Origin of the sequence: Jiulongibacter sediminis, assembly GCF_001306455.1 — a bacterium.
Taxonomy (GTDB): Bacteria; Bacteroidota; Bacteroidia; order Cytophagales; family Spirosomataceae; genus Jiulongibacter; species Jiulongibacter sediminis.
The window spans coordinates 78,695-96,426 of record NZ_LGTQ01000012.1; the positions used below are offsets into that span (position 1 = coordinate 78,695).

Annotated in this window: 17 protein-coding genes; 6 read left to right on the forward strand and 11 right to left on the reverse strand. The window is 40.8% G+C overall.

Features of this window, described 5'->3' with window-relative positions; translation table 11 throughout:
• Positions 1-46: 46 nt before the first annotated feature.
• Positions 47-1,405 carry a thioredoxin family protein gene (locus AFM12_RS15250; RefSeq protein WP_082391372.1) on the reverse strand — a complete coding sequence of 453 codons (1,359 nt, stop codon included), beginning with the start codon at positions 1,403-1,405 and terminating at the stop codon, positions 47-49.
• Between the two features lie 127 nt (positions 1,406-1,532).
• Between AFM12_RS15250 and ccsA the strand changes: the two genes are divergently transcribed.
• Positions 1,533-4,061, forward strand: a complete 2,529-nt coding sequence (ccsA, locus tag AFM12_RS15255; RefSeq protein WP_055149785.1) for a cytochrome c biogenesis protein CcsA — start codon at positions 1,533-1,535, stop codon at positions 4,059-4,061.
• A gap of 261 nt (positions 4,062-4,322) precedes the next feature.
• On the opposite strand, the gene atpH is transcribed toward ccsA, so the two are convergent.
• From atpH to atpB, 4 genes are all read right to left on the reverse strand, one after another.
• Positions 4,323-4,856, reverse strand: coding sequence for an ATP synthase F1 subunit delta (atpH, locus tag AFM12_RS15260; protein WP_055149787.1), 534 nt, complete (start codon positions 4,854-4,856; stop codon positions 4,323-4,325).
• Positions 4,857-4,970: 114 nt separating this feature from the next.
• Positions 4,971-5,465 (reverse strand): F0F1 ATP synthase subunit B, encoded by a 495-nt coding sequence (gene atpF / locus AFM12_RS15265; RefSeq protein WP_055149789.1) that lies wholly within the window; start codon positions 5,463-5,465, stop codon positions 4,971-4,973.
• 78 nt (positions 5,466-5,543) lie between these two features.
• Positions 5,544-5,807, reverse strand: a complete 264-nt coding sequence (gene atpE, locus AFM12_RS15270) for an ATP synthase F0 subunit C (protein WP_055149791.1) — start codon at positions 5,805-5,807, stop codon at positions 5,544-5,546.
• A gap of 53 nt (positions 5,808-5,860) precedes the next feature.
• Positions 5,861-6,913: a F0F1 ATP synthase subunit A gene (gene atpB / locus AFM12_RS15275; protein ID WP_055149793.1), complete on the reverse strand. Its 1,053-nt coding sequence runs from the start codon at positions 6,911-6,913 to the stop codon at positions 5,861-5,863.
• A gap of 257 nt (positions 6,914-7,170) precedes the next feature.
• On the opposite strand from atpB, the gene AFM12_RS19735 reads away from it, so the two are divergent.
• Positions 7,171-7,314, forward strand: a complete 144-nt coding sequence (locus AFM12_RS19735; RefSeq protein ID WP_157687432.1) for a hypothetical protein — start codon at positions 7,171-7,173, stop codon at positions 7,312-7,314.
• On the opposite strand, the gene AFM12_RS15285 is transcribed toward AFM12_RS19735, so the two are convergent.
• Complete coding sequence (locus AFM12_RS15285) at positions 7,315-7,500, reverse strand: AtpZ/AtpI family protein (RefSeq protein ID WP_055149797.1); 186 nt, start codon at positions 7,498-7,500, stop codon at positions 7,315-7,317.
• A gap of 249 nt (positions 7,501-7,749) precedes the next feature.
• Between AFM12_RS15285 and dnaA the strand changes: the two genes are divergently transcribed.
• Positions 7,750-9,183: a chromosomal replication initiator protein DnaA gene (gene dnaA / locus AFM12_RS15290; RefSeq protein WP_229308517.1), complete on the forward strand. Its 1,434-nt coding sequence runs from the start codon at positions 7,750-7,752 to the stop codon at positions 9,181-9,183.
• Here the strand turns inward: dnaA and coaE are convergent.
• From coaE to AFM12_RS15310, 4 genes are all read right to left on the reverse strand, one after another.
• Positions 9,170-9,742, reverse strand: a complete 573-nt coding sequence (gene coaE, locus AFM12_RS15295; protein WP_082391373.1) for a dephospho-CoA kinase — start codon at positions 9,740-9,742, stop codon at positions 9,170-9,172. The two genes, dnaA and coaE, sit on opposite strands and share 14 nt — an antisense overlap.
• Complete coding sequence (locus AFM12_RS15300) at positions 9,735-10,736, reverse strand: glycosyltransferase family 2 protein (protein WP_055149799.1); 1,002 nt, start codon at positions 10,734-10,736, stop codon at positions 9,735-9,737. The genes coaE and AFM12_RS15300 overlap by 8 nt, the downstream gene beginning before the upstream one ends.
• Positions 10,737-10,742: 6 nt before the next feature.
• Positions 10,743-11,087 carry a YbaB/EbfC family nucleoid-associated protein gene (locus AFM12_RS15305; protein WP_055149801.1) on the reverse strand — a complete coding sequence of 115 codons (345 nt, stop codon included), beginning with the start codon at positions 11,085-11,087 and terminating at the stop codon, positions 10,743-10,745.
• A gap of 61 nt (positions 11,088-11,148) precedes the next feature.
• A complete protein-coding gene (locus AFM12_RS15310; protein WP_055149803.1) occupies positions 11,149-13,260 on the reverse strand; it encodes a T9SS type B sorting domain-containing protein in 2,112 nt (703 codons plus the stop codon).
• Positions 13,261-13,525: 265 nt separating this feature from the next.
• On the opposite strand from AFM12_RS15310, the gene AFM12_RS15315 reads away from it, so the two are divergent.
• The 3 genes from AFM12_RS15315 to AFM12_RS15325 are packed head-to-tail and all read left to right on the forward strand — an operon-like array spanning position 13,526 to position 16,506.
• Positions 13,526-14,746: a bifunctional 3,4-dihydroxy-2-butanone-4-phosphate synthase/GTP cyclohydrolase II gene (locus tag AFM12_RS15315; RefSeq protein WP_055149805.1), complete on the forward strand. Its 1,221-nt coding sequence runs from the start codon at positions 13,526-13,528 to the stop codon at positions 14,744-14,746.
• Complete coding sequence (mtgA, locus tag AFM12_RS15320) at positions 14,736-15,431, forward strand: monofunctional biosynthetic peptidoglycan transglycosylase (protein ID WP_055149807.1); 696 nt, start codon at positions 14,736-14,738, stop codon at positions 15,429-15,431. The genes AFM12_RS15315 and mtgA overlap by 11 nt, the downstream gene beginning before the upstream one ends.
• 1 nt (position 15,432) lies before the next feature.
• Positions 15,433-16,506: a dipeptidase gene (locus tag AFM12_RS15325; protein ID WP_055149809.1), complete on the forward strand. Its 1,074-nt coding sequence runs from the start codon at positions 15,433-15,435 to the stop codon at positions 16,504-16,506.
• On the opposite strand, the gene AFM12_RS15330 is transcribed toward AFM12_RS15325, so the two are convergent.
• Positions 16,507-17,715 (reverse strand): argininosuccinate synthase, encoded by a 1,209-nt coding sequence (locus AFM12_RS15330; RefSeq protein WP_055149811.1) that lies wholly within the window; start codon positions 17,713-17,715, stop codon positions 16,507-16,509.
• Positions 17,716-17,732 lie beyond the last annotated feature (17 nt).

Consider the following 17,732-nt stretch of genomic DNA (forward strand, 5'->3'; position numbering starts at 1 on the left):
TCAATTTACGGTTAGAGACCCAAAAGATGTGCCGTTTTCCGGAGGTTTACTTTTTAATTTTTTGATAAGCCTCTTTAAGTGTCCCGGGATCAACTCCCTGATTTTTGGCTAGTTTAATCGCCTGATTCATGGCTTTTCGGGCATCTCGTTTTCTGCCCACTTTTTTCAATAAAAAGGCATAGGTTTCCCAATTAGCTGGTGTTTCGTACAATTTAATGGAATAGGCCGACCAACGAATGGCATGATTCAGCTGGCTTACGTCTTCCGTCATTTGGTGATAGCCCCAGGCAAATTCATTCAACTGAAAAGCAGCCGACTTTTTAGCACTGTTTTGCAGACTTTCCAGCATAATCTGGTATTGACCGGAAGAAGCAGCGATACCCCTGAGTTCAGCCGTATTTTTGAAGTTCTCAAGCGTTTCCTCGTTCTTTATATTGAAATCTTCATCACTCATTCGGAGAATATTCTCGGCCTCTTCACGGGCAATAACACTGAAATGTTTGAAATTTTGAGTGAGTTTGGCATAATCATATCTGAATTGCCGCTCCTCTGAAATTGCCCCTTCTCTTGAATAAGCAGTTAGATGCACGGCATTGATTAAAGTATTGAAAAGCTCATCATCTCGGGTTTCCACGGCTTTTTGAAAAGTGTGCCTTTTAGCCGCAGAAATCCCGGAAAGAATAGCTTTCTGTTGTGTATCAGTCAATCCCCGAAATCGGTGTAAAGCGTTTGCCAAAATCTCAAAACCGTCTGAATGAACTGAAACGATGTTCTCTGCTATCAGCTCGAGTACCTTTTGTGTCATCAACTCATTTTCAGGAACCCGTTGCAGGTATTTATCCAACAAATTGGGTTGGGGTCCATCTTTTTCACTTTTTCTTTTCAGATATTCCGCAAAGGCATTCTGCTGCTGATCTCCTGACTCATATTGTTCTTCCAACTCTTTGAGTGAAACAAAACTTTTGCTTTCATGAATCGCCTTTCTGGCCTCTCGTAAAAAGACATTTTTTTGGTGAAAACCAATTGTTTTATGAACTACCTCACCATCCCTATTCAAAAAAACATAGGTCGGGAACTCCCTGACACCATACTCAACAGCCTCAGATTTACCGGACGGCTCATCCGTTAAAACTTTAACATTGATAAACTTTTGATTGAAAAAACGAGCTACTGCAGAGTCAGAGAAAACCGTGGTTTCCATGACTTTACATGGTCCGCACCAGGAAGCATAAAAATCAACAAAAATTAATTTTTCTCCTAATCCATATTCTACGGCTTCTTTTATGGAAGAATAGGCAAAATCAATGGTCTGGGCTTGTGCAAAACCACAAATAAAAAATGAGGCTATAGCAAGTACTCTTATCATCAAGGCATAGAAACGCTTCTCAAAAATAAAATTAAGCATTTTATGAGGACATTTTCATTTCATTAACAGGTCTGAGAGCACAATTACCTAAAGAAAAAGCTTTTTAAAACAAGCCGTCAACCTTTTGCTTAGTACCTTTGCCCCCAGATTAAGAATCAGGATTTTAATGCTCAGATCTTACTTAGGAAATATAGGCCATTTGTTGACAATTCTGGCCTTCATCAGCTCACTGATAGCCACTTATGCCTACTGGCAATCATCTCAGGAGAAAAACCAAAACAGTATTTGGAAAAAGTTTGCCAATCAGGCTTTTGCAGTTCATTCCGTATTTGTAATCGGTGTAGTAGCTACGTTGTTCAGCATTATTTTCAATAACTATTTTGAATACCATTACGCCTGGGATAACACCTCCATAAGTTTGCCTCTGGGCTACGCAATTTCATCATTCTGGCAAGACCAGGAGGGCTCGTTTTTACTCTGGATTTTCTGGAATGCTTTGGTTGGTCTGATTCTCATTTATCAATTCCATAAGTCAAAAAAGAATTATGCTTTGGCATCACCATCCATGATGATCATAGCGGGAATTCAGGCTTTTTTAACTTCAATGATTCTTGGCGTGGTATTATTTGGTGAAACCAAACTAGGCAGTTCGCCTTTCCTGACCTTGAAAGAACTGAATCCTAACCTGCCCATCTGGTCTTTAGACCCTGATTTTATTCCGAAAGATGGCAACGGACTTAACCCATTGCTTCAAAATTACTGGATGGTGATTCACCCTCCTACCCTCTTTTTGGGCTTTGCCCTGACTATGGTACCCTTTGCTTTCGCTATTGCTTCTCTTTGGAAAAAAGATTATCACGGCTGGCTTAACATCACCTTGCCATGGTCATTAGTAGGAGCCGTTATACTCGGAACAGGCATTATGATGGGAGGTATCTGGGCTTATGAAACGCTCAATTTTGAGGGCTACTGGAACTGGGATCCTGTAGAGAATGCAGTTTACGTGCCGTGGATCTTACTTGTAGCAGCCTTTCATACCTTGTTTCTGGCCCGCAAGAGCAGCTCGGCTTTGAAGTACTCCTACATTCTGGTCATAGCTCAGTTTATTCTGATTCTTTACTCTACCTTTTTAACCCGAAGCGGAATTCTCGGCAATGCCTCGGTGCACTCCTTCACGGATCTTGGACTTTCCGGTCAGTTGCTGGTTTATCTGTTAAGCTTCACTCTTGGAGCCATAATCCTTTCTGTTTTACGCTGGAAAGAATTACCAAAAGATGAAAATGAAGCTTCCATTTACTCAGCCGAGTTTTGGATCGTTATTGGAGTTTTGGTCTTAAGTTTGGCGGCCTTTCAGGTAATTGTCACCACCTCAATTCCGGTTTATAACAGCATTGCTGATGCCATCGGCATTGATCTCAATATGGCTTTGCCAACGAATCAAATCGCCCACTACACCGGGTTTCAGATGTGGCTGTTTATTCTGGCGGTGGTTTTGATGGGCGTAGCCCAATATTTTTGGTGGAAAAAAGTGAAGGGGAAAAATATCAAAGCTTTGGTCAATCCGCTGATCATTTCTTTGCTCTTAACTGCCTTTATTATTTCAACCACGCACGTTGACAAACTTTCATACATTATTCTGGTAACCGCTTCGGTTTTTGGTCTGGTGGCTAATGCCAGCATTTTGCTCGACCTTTTAAAAGGTAAAATCAAAGTAGCCGGCGGAGCGATTACGCATATTGGAGTGGCACTGATGCTTTTGGGTATTATGTACTCTTCAGCCTATCAAAAAACGATCTCTATCAATAATACTGGCACAGAGATCTTCTCAGACTCTGAGAAAGAGAGTCGGGAGAATGTTCTGCTTTGGCTCAATCGCGATTATCCCCTGAGTGAATTTGATATTGCCTACAAAGGTCAGTTTGTTGATGTCCGTCAAGTGCCCGGCTATATTGAAAAACGTTTTGTACAGCCCGTAATAGGCACTGGGTTCAAAGGTATTGCCAGAGCTGATATTGTGGACGAGTCTGACACCTTGCGATATAGAGGAGATACTATAGAATATGAAGCTGAGAATACCTATTACAGAGTAAGTTTTGAGGACAAGAAAAGCGGCGAGACCTTTAACCTTTTCCCGCGTTTTCAGATTAATGAACAAATGGGTAATGTGGCTTCGCCGGACATTAAGAGACTTTGGAACAAAGATATCTACAGCCATGTCAGCTATGTTCAGCGTGAAGAAGACCGCGAATGGAGTATGCCAATGGAATATCAGGTAGCTTTAAAGGATACCTTTTTCCTGAATGATTATGTTGCTATTCTCGAAGATGTAGTGGGCGTAAGAGAAGTGGACGGAATGGAAATTGGACCGGGTGATGCTGCTGCAATGGCCTATGTAAGAATCCTGGAACGTGATGGTGAAAAAATGATGAGTCCAACATTTGTCATCAAAGACAATCAGGTTTGGAGCAAGCCGGTCGTCAGCAACGAATTAGGCTTGAGAATTCAATTGAGTGAAATTGATCCGGTTAATGGTCAATTTTCCTTTTCCATTGCCCGAAGCGAGCGTGAATACATTGTATTGAAAGCCATTGAAAAGCCTTTCATCAACCTCCTATGGTTAGGCATATTGTTGCTCGTAATTGGGATGTTTATTTCAGCTTACAGAAGGTTTAGTATTGCTTTTCGTAAGGCGTAAAAAGAACTAGTTATAATTAGATAATCAAAGAGGCTGTCTTGTAATAAGAGACAGCCTCTTTTCATTAGGGGAACTCATCATCAGACTCATTCTCCAATTAATTCATTCTCTGGTGTTAAAATTATATGATGAGTCATCCTCTTTCTAGCTAGCCAACCCAATACGCTCACAAAAGAAATTTTTTATAGGACTTAAAAAGAAAAAACCCCGACAGAATCGGGGCATTTCTCAACTTTATAGCCATGAAAACTAATACTCTTTTTAAGCTAATTCCAGCTTTAATTCGTTTATTTTCTTCTTAATGGATGTGTCAATTTGAGTATCCCCCACTTTTAACACATAACCTCCAATAAGATTAACATCAATTTTTTCTTCGAGCTCTACCTTCTTACCGGTTGCCTTTTTGACAATCTCAAGAAACTCTTTTCTTTGAGCGTCATTAAGTGGTTCCACCGTTGTAACGACGGCCCGTTCTATTTGGTTTAAGTCATCATACAATTTCTGAAATTCTACAGAAATGGGGTATATCAAACTTTCCCTGTTTTTCTTAGTTAAGACGTCAAATATAGAATAGGTCACAGGATTTATACGATTTTCAAAAATATTTTTCAAAATCACCTTTTTCTTCTCGTGCCTGATGATTGGATTCGCCATCACACGTTGAAATTCATCGTTCTGGCTACAGACCTCCTCGAAAAATTTCATGTCTGTATTGACCTCGTCAAGTACTTTTTGCTCCAGTGCCAAATCTACAAGGGCCTTGGCATATCTGTAAGCGACTACTGAGTTTGACATATTTGTTTTTTATGCATCCACCCAAAAAACCTAACTATTCTTAAAGCTAAGTTGATCAGGTCAAAATTATTTATTCCAATTGTATTTCACTCAATTTATTATTGAGCCAGACTACTAGTTAAGCTTTGCCTCCGAGATCAACTCACTCACCAATTCAGAATGAGCACCTTTAGTAGCCAACTCTTTCTTCATAACCTTCTCGGCGATTTCAATTGACAAACTTGCAACTTCTTTCTTCAAACCGTCAACCATAGAAGCTCTTTCCTGATTAATGCTCTCACGAGCACTTGCCAAAATTCTGTTGGCTTCCTCGGTCGCCTTATTCTTTGACTCTTCAACAATGCGGTTGGCATCTTCTTTAGCTTCTTTGAGAATTGCATCTCTTTCAGAACGGGCTTCAGCCAATAGCTTCTCATTATCAGACTTTAACTTAGCCATCTCTGCACGGGTTTCTTCAGCCATTTTAAGAGCAGATTCAATCTCGTCTTCACGGGATTTAAGAGCAGAGAGAATTCCTTTCCAGGCAAACTTTCTAAGAACAAAGAAAAGGGTTAAGAAAATCAGTAATTGCCATGCAATAAGGCCAATACCGGGAGTTAATAATTCCATTTATTTTTTCAATTTGAATTTCAAAAAATAAGTTTTGCTCTGACACCTAATGTGAGCAGAGCAAAACTAAAAGTACGATTATCCAAGGATGGCCAATAGACCAACTACCACACCAAACAGGGCAACAGCCTCGATAAGGGCAGCGATGATAATCATCATTGATTGAATTTTACCAGCAGCTTCTGGCTGACGGGCAACACCTTCCATTGCAGATCCACCGATTTTACCGATACCAATACCAGCACCGATTGCAGCAAGACCAGCTCCGATTGCACCACCCATAGCAGCTAAACCAGCACCTGATTCAGCAGCAGCTTGTAAAAGAATGTTTAACAAAGACATTTGTTTAAACGTTTATAGTTAAAAAAATAAAAATACAAATCCAGTTCTGCCTCTTAGTGATCGTGGTGCTCTTCAATAGCACTACCGATATACATAGAAGAAAGAAGAGTAAAAATATAAGCCTGAATAAAGGCTACCAAAATTTCAATAAGCGACATGAAGGTTCCAATAGCCCAAACACCACCACCTACAGCGTAGTTTTTGAACATAAAGATCAAACCGATGAAACTTAAAAGAATAATGTGACCACCCGTAATGTTGGCAAAGAGACGAATGGTTAATGAAGCAGGCTTCATGAAAACACCTATAATCTCAATAATCCAGAAAAGAGGAAGTAACCAAAGAGGCACTCCCGGTGGTTTAAAAATGTGACCCCAGTAATTTTTGTTCGCTTTAAAATGAACAATTACGAAAGTTATCAAGGCTAATGTTAAAGTCACTGCGATATTTCCTGTAAGGTTTGCCGCTCCGGGGGTTAAACCAACAAGGTTGTTAATCAGAATAAAGAAGAACAAGGTCAGCATGTAAGGAAGGTATGCCTCGTACTTAGGCCCGATACTTGGCTTAACCACTTCGTCTTTGATAGTAGTAATGACCGGCTCTAACAATGACTGAATTCCTTTAGGAGCTTTACCTGCATTCTTTTTATAACCTTTGGCAACTGCTGTGAAGATCAATACAAGCAACACTGCACTCAGAATAAGAGAAGCCACATTTTTGGTAATTGAGAAGTCATACACAGTAGCGTGATGATCATCTTTTAATGCAATTTTCTCGTGGTGATTCACATAAGGACCATACTCACCATTGCCTTCATCAAATCGTGCTGAAGAAAAAATGGCAAGACCGTATTCTTTTGAGTACAGAATAACGGGCAAGGGCAATTTTACTCCATGAGCAAACTCCCAGCCATGTTCGTCAAGAATATGGTGCATAATCATGCTTCCCATATTAAAGCCTTCTTCTTCATGACCATCACCGTGCTCTTCGGCAGTAGCGTGTGATTCATGAGCGGCACCCTCTTCATGAGCTTCATGCTCCTGAGCAAAGCTATATCCAACAGAAAATACTGATAATGAGAGGAATAAAAGTAAACGTTTTAGCATTAGTATGATTCTCTTTTTAGGGGCGTTCTTCAGCCCTCACGAAAAACGCCGCAAGTTAGCACTTAATAAGTATATTTCAAAAGCAGTGAAACATAAATAAAGTGCAAAAAAGTCAAGCAGAAACGTTCCTTTATTTTCCAGGCCATTGAGCAGAAAAACAAGCACAAAAACGATACAGGCCAATAGACGGATAACTACGCTAGCGAGATAAAACTGAATAAACTTCTCATTATCATTCCGTTTACCCTGATCCACTAATGAATGAAAAAGAAAAGATAATGCCGAAAAGAAAGCCAGCATATACCATCGGTGCTCGTGCAATGGTAAATTCAGCTTTAACTGATCAGCTAAAAAAAATACAATTGCAAAGAAAAGGATCAAAAATGCCGTTTTTAACATAATTAAAGTCTTGGCAGTTGTCTGATTACATTATAAAGACTCGCAAAAATAAAGAGAATTGAACCACCCAAAGTAAACCCGGGAAAATTCGTTTGAAAGTATTCATCCAACCATATTCCAAGACAAACACCCAGACAAATGGTTAACAACATTTGAAGACCAATTTGAGTGTATTTCACCCAATTCATTTTTTCGTTTTTTTAGTTATGATTGATATCAGAAAAAAAATCACTGGTAATATTCCGTGATGCTATTTTAAAGTTATCCACATTTTCAGCCGATTCTATTGGACAAAAATAAGAAGCAAATTTTGGCCATACTTTTTATGACAAAAAAAGTAAAAAAGCAGGCCGACAGACTGTCTCAATTTATTAGATTTGTATCCTTTTTCTGTAAAGAAACCCATAAGATAATACTACTTTAACCCCTTTTGAATCTTGGTTAATACATTGATTGAAAACGACGCTCAAATAGTCTGGAATAACTGCCTGAAGGTGATTAAACAACACGTTTCAGAGCAAAGTTACAGGACTTGGTTTGAACCCGTTATCCCGTATAAACTACTGGGTAAAAAGCTAATCATTCAGGTTCCCAGCCAATTCTTCTACGAATGGCTTGAGGATAATTATGTTCAATTGCTAAGAAAGGCCCTTGATTTTTCACTTGGCAGAGAAGGGCAGCTGGAATATTCTATTGTAGTAGACAGTGGTGATAGAGTAAAAAACAGCCCTCCGATGTCTGTGAATGCTCCCAACAAGCCACATAAAACTCCTGAAAAAGAAACTGAAGCAGAAAAAAAAGTAAACAGCCCGTTTGTTTTAAGAGGTTTAGACAACGCTCAGTCTGAGTCATTCCTAAACCGGTCTTATACTTTTGAAAACTTTATTGAAGGCGACTGTAACCGCCTTGCTCGTGCGGCAAGTTTTGCAGTGGCTGAAAAACCTAGTGTCACCTCATTTAATCCCTTAATGATTTACGGGGGAGTAGGCCTTGGCAAAACTCACCTAGTTCAGGCCATTGGGAATTATATTAAAATGAATTTTGAAGGAAAGTTCGTTTTGTATGTTTCCTCAGAGAAGTTTACCAGTCAGTTTATCAACGCTATTCGTAATAATAGTCTTCAGGACTTTATGGCCTTCTACATGCAGGTAGATGTGCTTATTCTCGATGATGTCCAGTTTTTATCCGGTAAAGAAAAAACACAGGAAACCTTCTTCCATATTTTCAATCACCTGCACCAGTCAGGTAAGCAGATTGTGATGACCTCTGACCGTCCTCCACGTGATTTGGAGGGAATGGAAGACCGCCTGCTTTCAAGATTCAAATGGGGATTGACAGCCGACCTGCAAAGTCCTGATCTTGAAACCAGAATTGCCATCATTCATAAAAAGACTCAGGATGAAGGTATTGATATCGATTTTGAGGTAATAGAGTATCTTGCTCATAGTATTGACTCCAACGTCAGAGAATTGGAAGGTGTCATGATCTCGCTTATTGCCCAGGCATCTTTGACTCAAAGAACCATTGATCTTGAATTAGCCAAAAGAACACTCAACCATATTGTCACTGAATCTGAAAAAGAAGTAAGCATTGATGGCATAGTGAGTGTAGTTACAGAGCATTACAGTGTAAGAATAGCCGACCTGAAAAGTAAAAGCAGGCTGAGAAGCATTGTGATTCCTCGTCAGGTGGCCATGTATCTTGCCAAAGAGCTTACGAATTTATCTTTAAAGTCAATCGGATACCACTTCGGCGGTCGCGACCATAGCACAGTCATTCATGCAATTCAGACCGTGAATGATTTGATGGACACCAATAAAGAAATGGAAAAGGAGGTCAACTCTTTAATGAAGCAATTCAAAAAGAAATAAGCTTCTTGTGAATTTCAAGAACCTGGGGAATAAGTAAGTCAGATTCATTAACAACTACAAAATCAGCTAAAGCTCTAAAATCAGCTTCATTTTGCTGATTTTCTATGATTTTCAACACGGCCTCTATGGTTCTGAAGTTATCTCTTTTGAGCGTCCTCTCAACTCTTTTCTCGCGGGAGGCATGCACATAGATCAAATGATCAATACCCGACTTACTTTTCGCAATGGCCGCTTCCTTTATAATATAGGGAGTTGTTTTAGATTTTACCCAGCTTTCAAAATGCATGGCAACTGCCGGATGCACAAGACTATTCAATCTATGTAATAGGTCAGAATCATTGAAAACTTTTGAGGCTACATAATTCCGATTGTATTCCCCATTTACATACGCCTCTTCTCCAAGCAGTTTGACAATCCCGGTTTTGAGTTTATTATCGTTTTTAATAAGCCTCTTTGCTTCATCATCAGCATGGAAAACAGGGATACCCAGAACTTCAAAAATTCGGGCGACAGTGCTTTTCCCTGAGCCAATACCACCTGTTATTCCAACTTTAATCATGATTGGGCATTTGGCTAAATTTCTTATTCCCTTTGACAAAGTACTGCCATACGACGGAATATTTCTTTAGGACCAGAGAAGATTTTGGATAACCCTTGCTCTTTTTCAAGAGATACGGAATCATCCTGTAGAAAGCAAAGTGAGCACGAAGTACCGCCCAAAAGTCAGACAGCTTTCCATCCAGAAGAAGTTTTATTCCAGATACTCCGTCCAGTATCAATCGCACAAAAAGCCTATACGGCAAAGCTGCCAGCGGAAGGTTTTTGAGTAAAATAGCAAGGCCATTTCGGTAATTCAAAAAGGTTTTTCTCGGGTTTGACTTGTTTAGTGTTCCCCCACCCAAATGAAAGACCGTGCTCTCCGGAAAGTACTTAATGATGTAACCCGCATTTCGGATTCTCCAGCAAATGTCAATCTCCTCCATATGAGCGAAGAAGCGTTCGTCAAAACCATCCAATTTTTGAAAAACATCAGATCTTATTACCAAACAAGCCCCTGTGGCCCAGGCAATTTCCAATTCATCATCGTATTGACCTATGTCTTTTTCGCAAGTATCAAAAACCCTCCCGCGGCAAAAGGGGTAACCCCATTTGTCAAGGAAGCCTCCGGCAGCACCGGCGTATTCAAAATAGTCTTTTTGATGATAGGATAAAATCTTAGGCTGAGCAGCAGCCAGTTTTTTGTCTTCAAATGCCCCAATGAAAGGTAAAAGCCAGTTTGGAGTAACTTCGACGTCTGAGTTTAATAGGACGAGGAGATCGGCTTCAATACCGGAAAGAGCACGGTTATACCCACCAGCATAGCCGGTATTCTCCGTCATTTCCAAAACTTTTACGGCATTAAATTGAGAGGTTAAGATTTCGATCGAGTCATCAATACTGGCATTATCGGCGACCCAGATTTCAGCCTCATTTGAATATTGAATTACTGAAGGAAGAAACGTTTTGAGATGATCGGCTCCGTTATAGTTTAATATGACGACAGCTACCTTCAAGAAACCTTATTTATTGAACATGGAGTTAATATCCATTCCCGGAATATTTGGCAACATTCCCTCGGTAATGCTTTGCATCTCTTCTTTGGCTTTTGCCTCAGCGTTTTCCAAAGCTTTATTTGCAGCAGCAACAATTAAGTCCTGAAGGATATCTATTTCTTCTTTGTTGAGCAGCTCGGGTTCAATTTCAACTTTCAAAAGAGATTTTTTGCCATTGGCGGTTACTTTAACCATACCTCCTCCAGCTTCTCCTTCAGCGGTAATATCTCCGAGCTTTTCCTGAGTTTCCTGCATTTTAGATTGCAGTTCTTTCATTTTGCCCATCATACCGGCCATATCAAAAAGTCCCATTTTATTCTTGTTTTTTTTGAATGACAAAAATAAGGATACTTTGGTTTAGAAAGAAGGGAGTTTATTTCAATAATGAAACCGAGCCCGATTTTGAGAACTCTTCTCCGGCAAGGCTTACGCCATTGATACGATAGCCGTAGCTACCTGATGGTGCCATTTCGCCTGATCTGATAGTGCCATTCCAGCCACTACCATCTACATCGCCCTCGAAGATCACACTTCCCCATCGATCGTAGATGGTAATTGTGCCCGAATCCAGAAACTTAGATCTGATTTCAAAATTGTCATTCATTCCGTCACCATTTGGAGTAAATGCTGATGGAATGTATACATTAGCAGGGATTTCAATGGTGACAGTGTTACTGTAAGAAGGGAAAGTAAAATCTGTAAATCCAGGTAAATCGAGATCCTGCTCAGCTCTGATTCTAAACTTCAGAGTTGGTGTGGTAGCCTGATAAATCATTTCACCTACACCCTGGCTTAAGTCCGTTGTTCTGTATGCCGGAAGAAAAGCTCCAATGTCAGAATCCCACATTTCTACAATATACTCTGCCGGCCCGCTTGTTAAAACGTTATCCGGAAAACTGTAGTCAGTCCAGTCAAGAGTATTTCCGTTTGCAGACAAGAATACCGTACAGAATTCAGGGGACAAATCAGACTCAATACCGCAGGCATCTTCTACCTGGTACTTGTAGCAATAAGACCCGGAATTTGGCACTACAGAAATATCGTCAAAAGTGTTAGGACCACTTCCAATTCTAATAAAATCCTTTTCATCAGGAGCTTTGTGGAAGAAGGTATAGTTAGATGCATCCTGCTCGCTGAAAACAACAAGCTTAATCATTGAATCATCTGTGGATGTATATCCGGCGTTGATAACACCATTCGGAATAATTTTGATGTTCCCATTCATAGGATCAACCTCATAATCCTCCGATTCTATGATTATATACTCCGTTCTCCCATTAATTTGGACAGCATATCGTGCCGTAACCACATAAGAATAGACTTTACCACACTCAAGGTTATTATCAGAAAAACCTGTATCAAGCTTTGAGTTCAAACTCAAAGGATCAAGACAGCTATCACACCCCTGAGTAAACCGGTTTAATGATAACTGTTGAGGGACACCGCCCGGAGCCGTTGGAAAATCCCAGTACAAGGAAACATCTGACGAGCTGGACTGTGTGGAACTGAGGCCAAAACCGCAAACAATATTTGAGGGTACAATAGCACCACAATATCCTTCAACTACTATTCTGAAGCAATATTTCTTATTCTCATCAAGACCACCAGCTTCAAATTCACCATCTTTTGCGGTTCCCAATTTTACCCAGTTATAGCTTCCGCCGTTATCTTCAGCATATTGCACTTCATACTCTGTGCCCAACGTATAATTTCTAAAACCAAGTCTCACTCCTTTTCCTCCTTCTGTGGTTTTAAGTGAGGAAAGAACCGGAGCTACTCCCTGAGAAGGTGTTTCTACCTTGGGATCAGTGGTGCATTTGTCAAAACCTGAGGTCACCTGATATTGTCCCTTGATCGATACCTGAGCCAGCGTTCCACCATATGTTCTTGTTTGAACGTAAGGGAGTGTAAAATTCTCAATAGTTTCTTCAACGCCAATCCCCCAATCAATAATGTAGCGGTCATGAACATTCTCCGGAACATCCTTTATTTCTATTGTAACACTTGTACCATCACAAGTATAAATATCAGCAACCGGCTCAGCTTCACTTAAAACACGAATTGAATTACAATCCAGGTATTTTTGCCCGCCTCTTTCTCCGATTTGGAGTATCCAGTGGTTACCGGCAGGAAGTGTTCCTGTACCCTTAAATATACCTCCATTTAGTGAGGCCACTACCGGACTAAAACCCGGTGCAGTAATATCCACATCGTCAGTCATTCCGAAATAATAAGAAACCGAGCTAAACTGTCCGATACTTGTGACTGTTGCATTTGTTGCGTTAATGGGTTTGGTAGCTTCGTTTGCCCCTATACAGGTCTCAGTAGCTGTACCAAAATCACCACCAAGCAAGTAGCCCGGAGGAGGGGTAACACAAACAGACGGCTTATTCTGAGCGGTGGCATTGATACTTAATAGAGGTATCAAAATGGCCAGAATAGCTCCAATATATCTTTTTACTTTTTTGGGTAAATTAATCTTCATCTTATGACTAATGATTGTTTTAAGATAATCCCAAAAACCATGCCTGATTTTAAGCAAGCGGTATTACTAAAAATAAGGAATTTAATTCAACGAATGAGATTTGGTTCTCAAAAGATTCATTCAGAGGCTTATCAATTCATCTGTTTTTATCATTTTTCCAAAGCCAGGAAACTGAAGCCATCCTGATTTTCGTTCTTCAGACGGTCTTCCAGAGTAAAAAGTAACATATCTTTGCAGCATATTTTACAGGAGGCTCAAAACTCATATGGAGAAAATAAAACTTGATACCGTCGAAGAGGCAATTGATGAAATTGCGAAAGGAAATGTTGTAATAGTGGTGGATGACGAAGATCGTGAAAACGAAGGCGACTTCATTTGTGCAGCAGAAAAAATCACACCTGAGATGGTCAACTTTATGGTGAAAGAAGGTCGGGGCCTAATGTGCGTTCCTCTCACTCATGAAAGGTGTGATACACTCGGCCTTGAGATGATGGTGGGTAAAAACACCGCGACTCACGCCACACCGTTTACAGTTTCGGTTGATCTCCTTGGATATGGATGTACAACTGGTATTTCTGCTTCTGATCGTTCGAAAACCATATTTGCCCTCACAGACGAGAAAACGAAACCCGAAGAGCTTGGCAGACCTGGACATATTTTCCCTCTCAGAGCTGCTGATGGTGGTGTTTTGAGAAGAGCTGGACATACTGAAGCGGCTATTGATCTCGCTGTAATGGCTGGCTTAAAGCCTGCCGGAGTTCTCATTGAAATCATGAATGAAGACGGCACAATGGCACGTCTTCCTCAGTTAAGAGAACTTGCAGATAAACATAATCTCAAGTTGGTTTCAATCAAAGCTATGATTGAGTACCGCCTCAAAAAAGAAAGCTTGATAGAGCGGGAAATTGGCGTAGAAATGCCAACCGAATGGGGTGACTTTGACTTAATAGCCTTCAGGCAAAGAGATAATAATCAATTACATCTGGCCCTCAAAAAAGGAAACTGGGAAGAAGACGAGCCAGTAATGGTGCGGGTTCACTCCTCATGTGTGACAGGTGATATTTTTGGTTCTTGCCGATGCGACTGCGGCCCTCAGCTACATGCCGCCATGCAGCAAGTAGAGAATGAAGGTAAAGGGCTGGTGCTGTACATGAATCAGGAAGGCCGTGGAATTGGACTTCTCAATAAGCTAAAGGCCTACAAGTTACAAGAACAAGGGAGAGATACGGTAGAAGCGAATATTGAATTAGGTTTTCAGCCAGATCAGCGTGACTATGGAGTAGGTGCTCAAATATTAAGAGATTTGAATATTTCAAAAATCCGTTTACTCTCCAATAACCCGAAAAAAAGAGCGGGTTTGATGGGATATGGCCTTGAAATCGTAGAAACAATTCCTTTGGAAATTACACCTAACGCTCACAATCAGGTTTACCTCCAAACCAAAAGAGATAAAATGGGTCATGAAATCTTAAGAGATGAAGTCTAATAAGCTTCTCAGCAGAATCAGAAAGGTAATTCTGAAGCTGATCGTAAGCTTTTTCGCTGTAAGTATCGGCCTAGTCATCTTTTTCAAATTTGTGCCGATTCCCATCACCATTACGATGATAGGCCAGTGGATTCAACAAGGTCATCTGAACTATAATTGGGAACCCATGGAAAATATCTCTGACGAAATGAAAATTGCCGTTGTAGCAGCAGAAGACCAGCTTTTTCCGGAACATCATGGCTTTGATATTGAAGCAATCAAAAACGCACTGGAGAGAAATCAAAAGTCTGGTAAAAAGAGAGGAGGAAGTACCATTAGTCAGCAAACTGCAAAGAATGTTTTTCTTTGGCAGGGGCGTTCATGGCTCAGGAAAGGTCTTGAAACTTATTTCACTTTCTTAATAGAGACCATCTGGGGCAAAAAAAGAATTCTGGAGGTTTACCTAAATGTTGCAGAAATGGGCCCGGGCACTTTCGGAGCTCAGGCTGCGGCCAGAAGATATTATTCCATTGATGCTAAGAAACTTAACCGTTCACATGCCGCAGGAATAGCTGCTGTATTGCCTAGCCCGAGGAAGTGGAAACTAAGCCCTATGGGCAACTATGTAGCGAGAAGAAAAAATCATATTCAAAGGCAAATTCGTCAATTGGGTGGTATTGCCTACCTGAAAAGCCTAAATTTATAGCATGTTCATATTTGATGCCCATCTAGACCTTGCCATGAATGCCATGGAATGGAACCGTGATCTCACGCTACCGCTTCAAACAATTAGACGCCGTGAGGCTAAAATGACAGACAAACCGGATCGTGGTAAAGGCACAGTATGTTTCCCTGAAATGCATAAAGGCGATGTTGGCCTTTGTACCGCTACATTGATTGCCCGCCATATTAAACCTAAATCCTTTCTGCCCGGCTGGTTCTCTCAGGAACAGGCCTGGGGGCATATTCAGGGTCAGTTGGCTTGGTACAAAGCGATGGAGAAGAAAGGTGCTTTGAGGCAAATCACCTCCGTTAACCAGCTGAATGATCACCTTGAACTTTGGAAGGATATTGAGACCGAATACAGACCGGTAGGATACGTTCTCTCACTTGAAGGAGCAGATTCTATTGTGGATATCGACTACCTCGAGATACTATATAATCAGGGCCTTCGGGCCATCGGCTTAAGTCATTACGGCAAAGGGGTTTACGCTTTCGGAACTGACTCCGACGGCAGACTTCCAAAAATCGGAAAAGAACTGATCAAAAAAGTAACCGAGCTAGGTATTATCCTTGACCTTACTCACCTTTCTGATAAATGCTTTTATGATGCTCTGGGGCAACATGACGGAGCTGTATGGGCCAGCCATCATATGGTTAGGCGAATCACGCCACATAATCGTCAGTTAAGTGATGATATGATAGAGTCTATTCTGGAACGTGAAGGGATGATAGGCATGGCTTTGGATGCCTGGATGATCGTACCGAACTGGATCAGAGGCTACAGTACACCCAAAAGAAAAAAAGTGACTGTAGATCGGGTTATCGACCATATGCTACATATCGCCAATATTGCCGGTTCAACGAAGAACATCATGATCGGGAGCGATCTTGACGGGGCTTTTGGTTTTGAGCAAACCCCCATTGGTGTGAGGAGTATTGCCGATATCAAACGAAAATTCCCTGAAGCTATGGCTAAGCGTGGGCTTAAAGAAGATGAAATCAAAGGCATTCTCTCTCAAAACGGAATTGATTTTTTGAGAAAACACCTTGATCAATAATTACTTTTTCTCAGCCAATTCTTTGACCTTTTCGTAGATCATCACCTGGTTTGAAGCAATTTTTGAGAAACCTCGTACATCATCACCTGACCACGCATTGTTCATTTCACCATAACTTCCGAACACATCAGACATCAGGTCGTAATCAGATTTAACACCCAGCAGGTCAAAACGATACGAAGCAAGCCTTACTCTAACCAAACCGGTAACGTGAGCTTGCATTGAGGTAAACATGGCCTCCATATCACGCATGACAGGGTCATTGAATTGCCCTTCATGAAGCTGAATTCCATACCATTCTGCCACATTTTGTTTCCAATATTGTTGCCATTTGGTAAGAGTATGTTTTTCTAATAAATGGTGAGCTTTGATAATGATCAAAGGTGCTGCAGCCTCAAAGCCAACACGGCCTTTGATGCCAATAATTGTGTCACCAACGTGAGTATCGCGGCCAATTCCATAGGGAGAAGCCAATAAATGCAGTTTTCTTATAGCATCTACCGGGTTATCAAATTTCTCGTTATTAACACCCTTCAGTTCACCTTTTTCAAAGTGAAGAATAACTTCCTCTTCTCCATCTTTTGTTTTTTGAACCGGGAAAGCAGATTCAGGAAGGTTATCGTATGAGTTCAAGGTTTCTTTACCCCCAACAGATGTCCCCCAAAGTCCCTGATTGATAGAGTATGCAGCCTTGTGCCATTCCCTGTCTACACCTTTTGACTTCAGAAACTCAATCTCAGCGTCTCTTGAAAGCTTCATATCTCTGATCGGCGTAATAATCTCAGCATCAGGAACAATGGTACGGAAAGCCATGTCAAAACGCACCTGATCATTACCAGCTCCTGTGCTACCGTGAGCTATTGCCGTGGCACCAATACTTTTGGCATATTCAGCTACTGCAACAGCCTGAAAGATACGCTCAGCACTCACCGAGAGAGGATATGTGTTATTTTTCAGCACATTGCCAAAAATCAAATACTTGATGCAGTCATTATAGTACTTATCCGCTACGCGACTTGTGTAATGAGATTTAACGCCTAGTTCGTAGGCTTTTTTCTCAATATCCGCTATCTCTTCATCAGAGAAACCACCTGTATCTACAAGTACAGAGTGAACCTCCATACCCTTTTCCTCACCAAGATATTTTACACAAAATGAGGTATCAAGACCTCCGCTGTAAGCTAAAACTACTTTCTTTTGATCTGCCATTATTTTGTTTCCTTAAA

Coding starts and splice junctions, on each gene's coding strand:
- AFM12_RS15325 (WP_055149809.1), top strand. CDS start 15,433: ATGTTCATATTTGATGCCCATCTAGACCTTGCCATGAATGCCATGGAA.
- mtgA (WP_055149807.1), top strand. CDS start 14,736: ATGAAGTCTAATAAGCTTCTCAGCAGAATCAGAAAGGTAATTCTGAAG.
- AFM12_RS15250 (WP_082391372.1), bottom strand. CDS start 1,405: ATGCTTAATTTTATTTTTGAGAAGCGTTTCTATGCCTTGATGATAAGA.
- AFM12_RS15330 (WP_055149811.1), bottom strand. CDS start 17,715: ATGGCAGATCAAAAGAAAGTAGTTTTAGCTTACAGCGGAGGTCTTGAT.
- atpF (WP_055149789.1), bottom strand. CDS start 5,465: ATGGAATTATTAACTCCCGGTATTGGCCTTATTGCATGGCAATTACTG.
- atpE (WP_055149791.1), bottom strand. CDS start 5,807: ATGTCTTTGTTAAACATTCTTTTACAAGCTGCTGCTGAATCAGGTGCT.
- AFM12_RS15305 (WP_055149801.1), bottom strand. CDS start 11,087: ATGGGACTTTTTGATATGGCCGGTATGATGGGCAAAATGAAAGAACTG.
- AFM12_RS15315 (WP_055149805.1), top strand. CDS start 13,526: ATGGAGAAAATAAAACTTGATACCGTCGAAGAGGCAATTGATGAAATT.
- atpB (WP_055149793.1), bottom strand. CDS start 6,913: ATGCTAAAACGTTTACTTTTATTCCTCTCATTATCAGTATTTTCTGTT.
- AFM12_RS15310 (WP_055149803.1), bottom strand. CDS start 13,260: ATGAAGATTAATTTACCCAAAAAAGTAAAAAGATATATTGGAGCTATT.
- AFM12_RS15285 (WP_055149797.1), bottom strand. CDS start 7,500: ATGAATTGGGTGAAATACACTCAAATTGGTCTTCAAATGTTGTTAACC.
- coaE (WP_082391373.1), bottom strand. CDS start 9,742: ATGATTAAAGTTGGAATAACAGGTGGTATTGGCTCAGGGAAAAGCACT.
- ccsA (WP_055149785.1), top strand. CDS start 1,533: ATGCTCAGATCTTACTTAGGAAATATAGGCCATTTGTTGACAATTCTG.
- atpH (WP_055149787.1), bottom strand. CDS start 4,856: ATGTCAAACTCAGTAGTCGCTTACAGATATGCCAAGGCCCTTGTAGAT.
- AFM12_RS19735 (WP_157687432.1), top strand. CDS start 7,171: ATGAATGAAAAAGAAAAGATAATGCCGAAAAGAAAGCCAGCATATACC.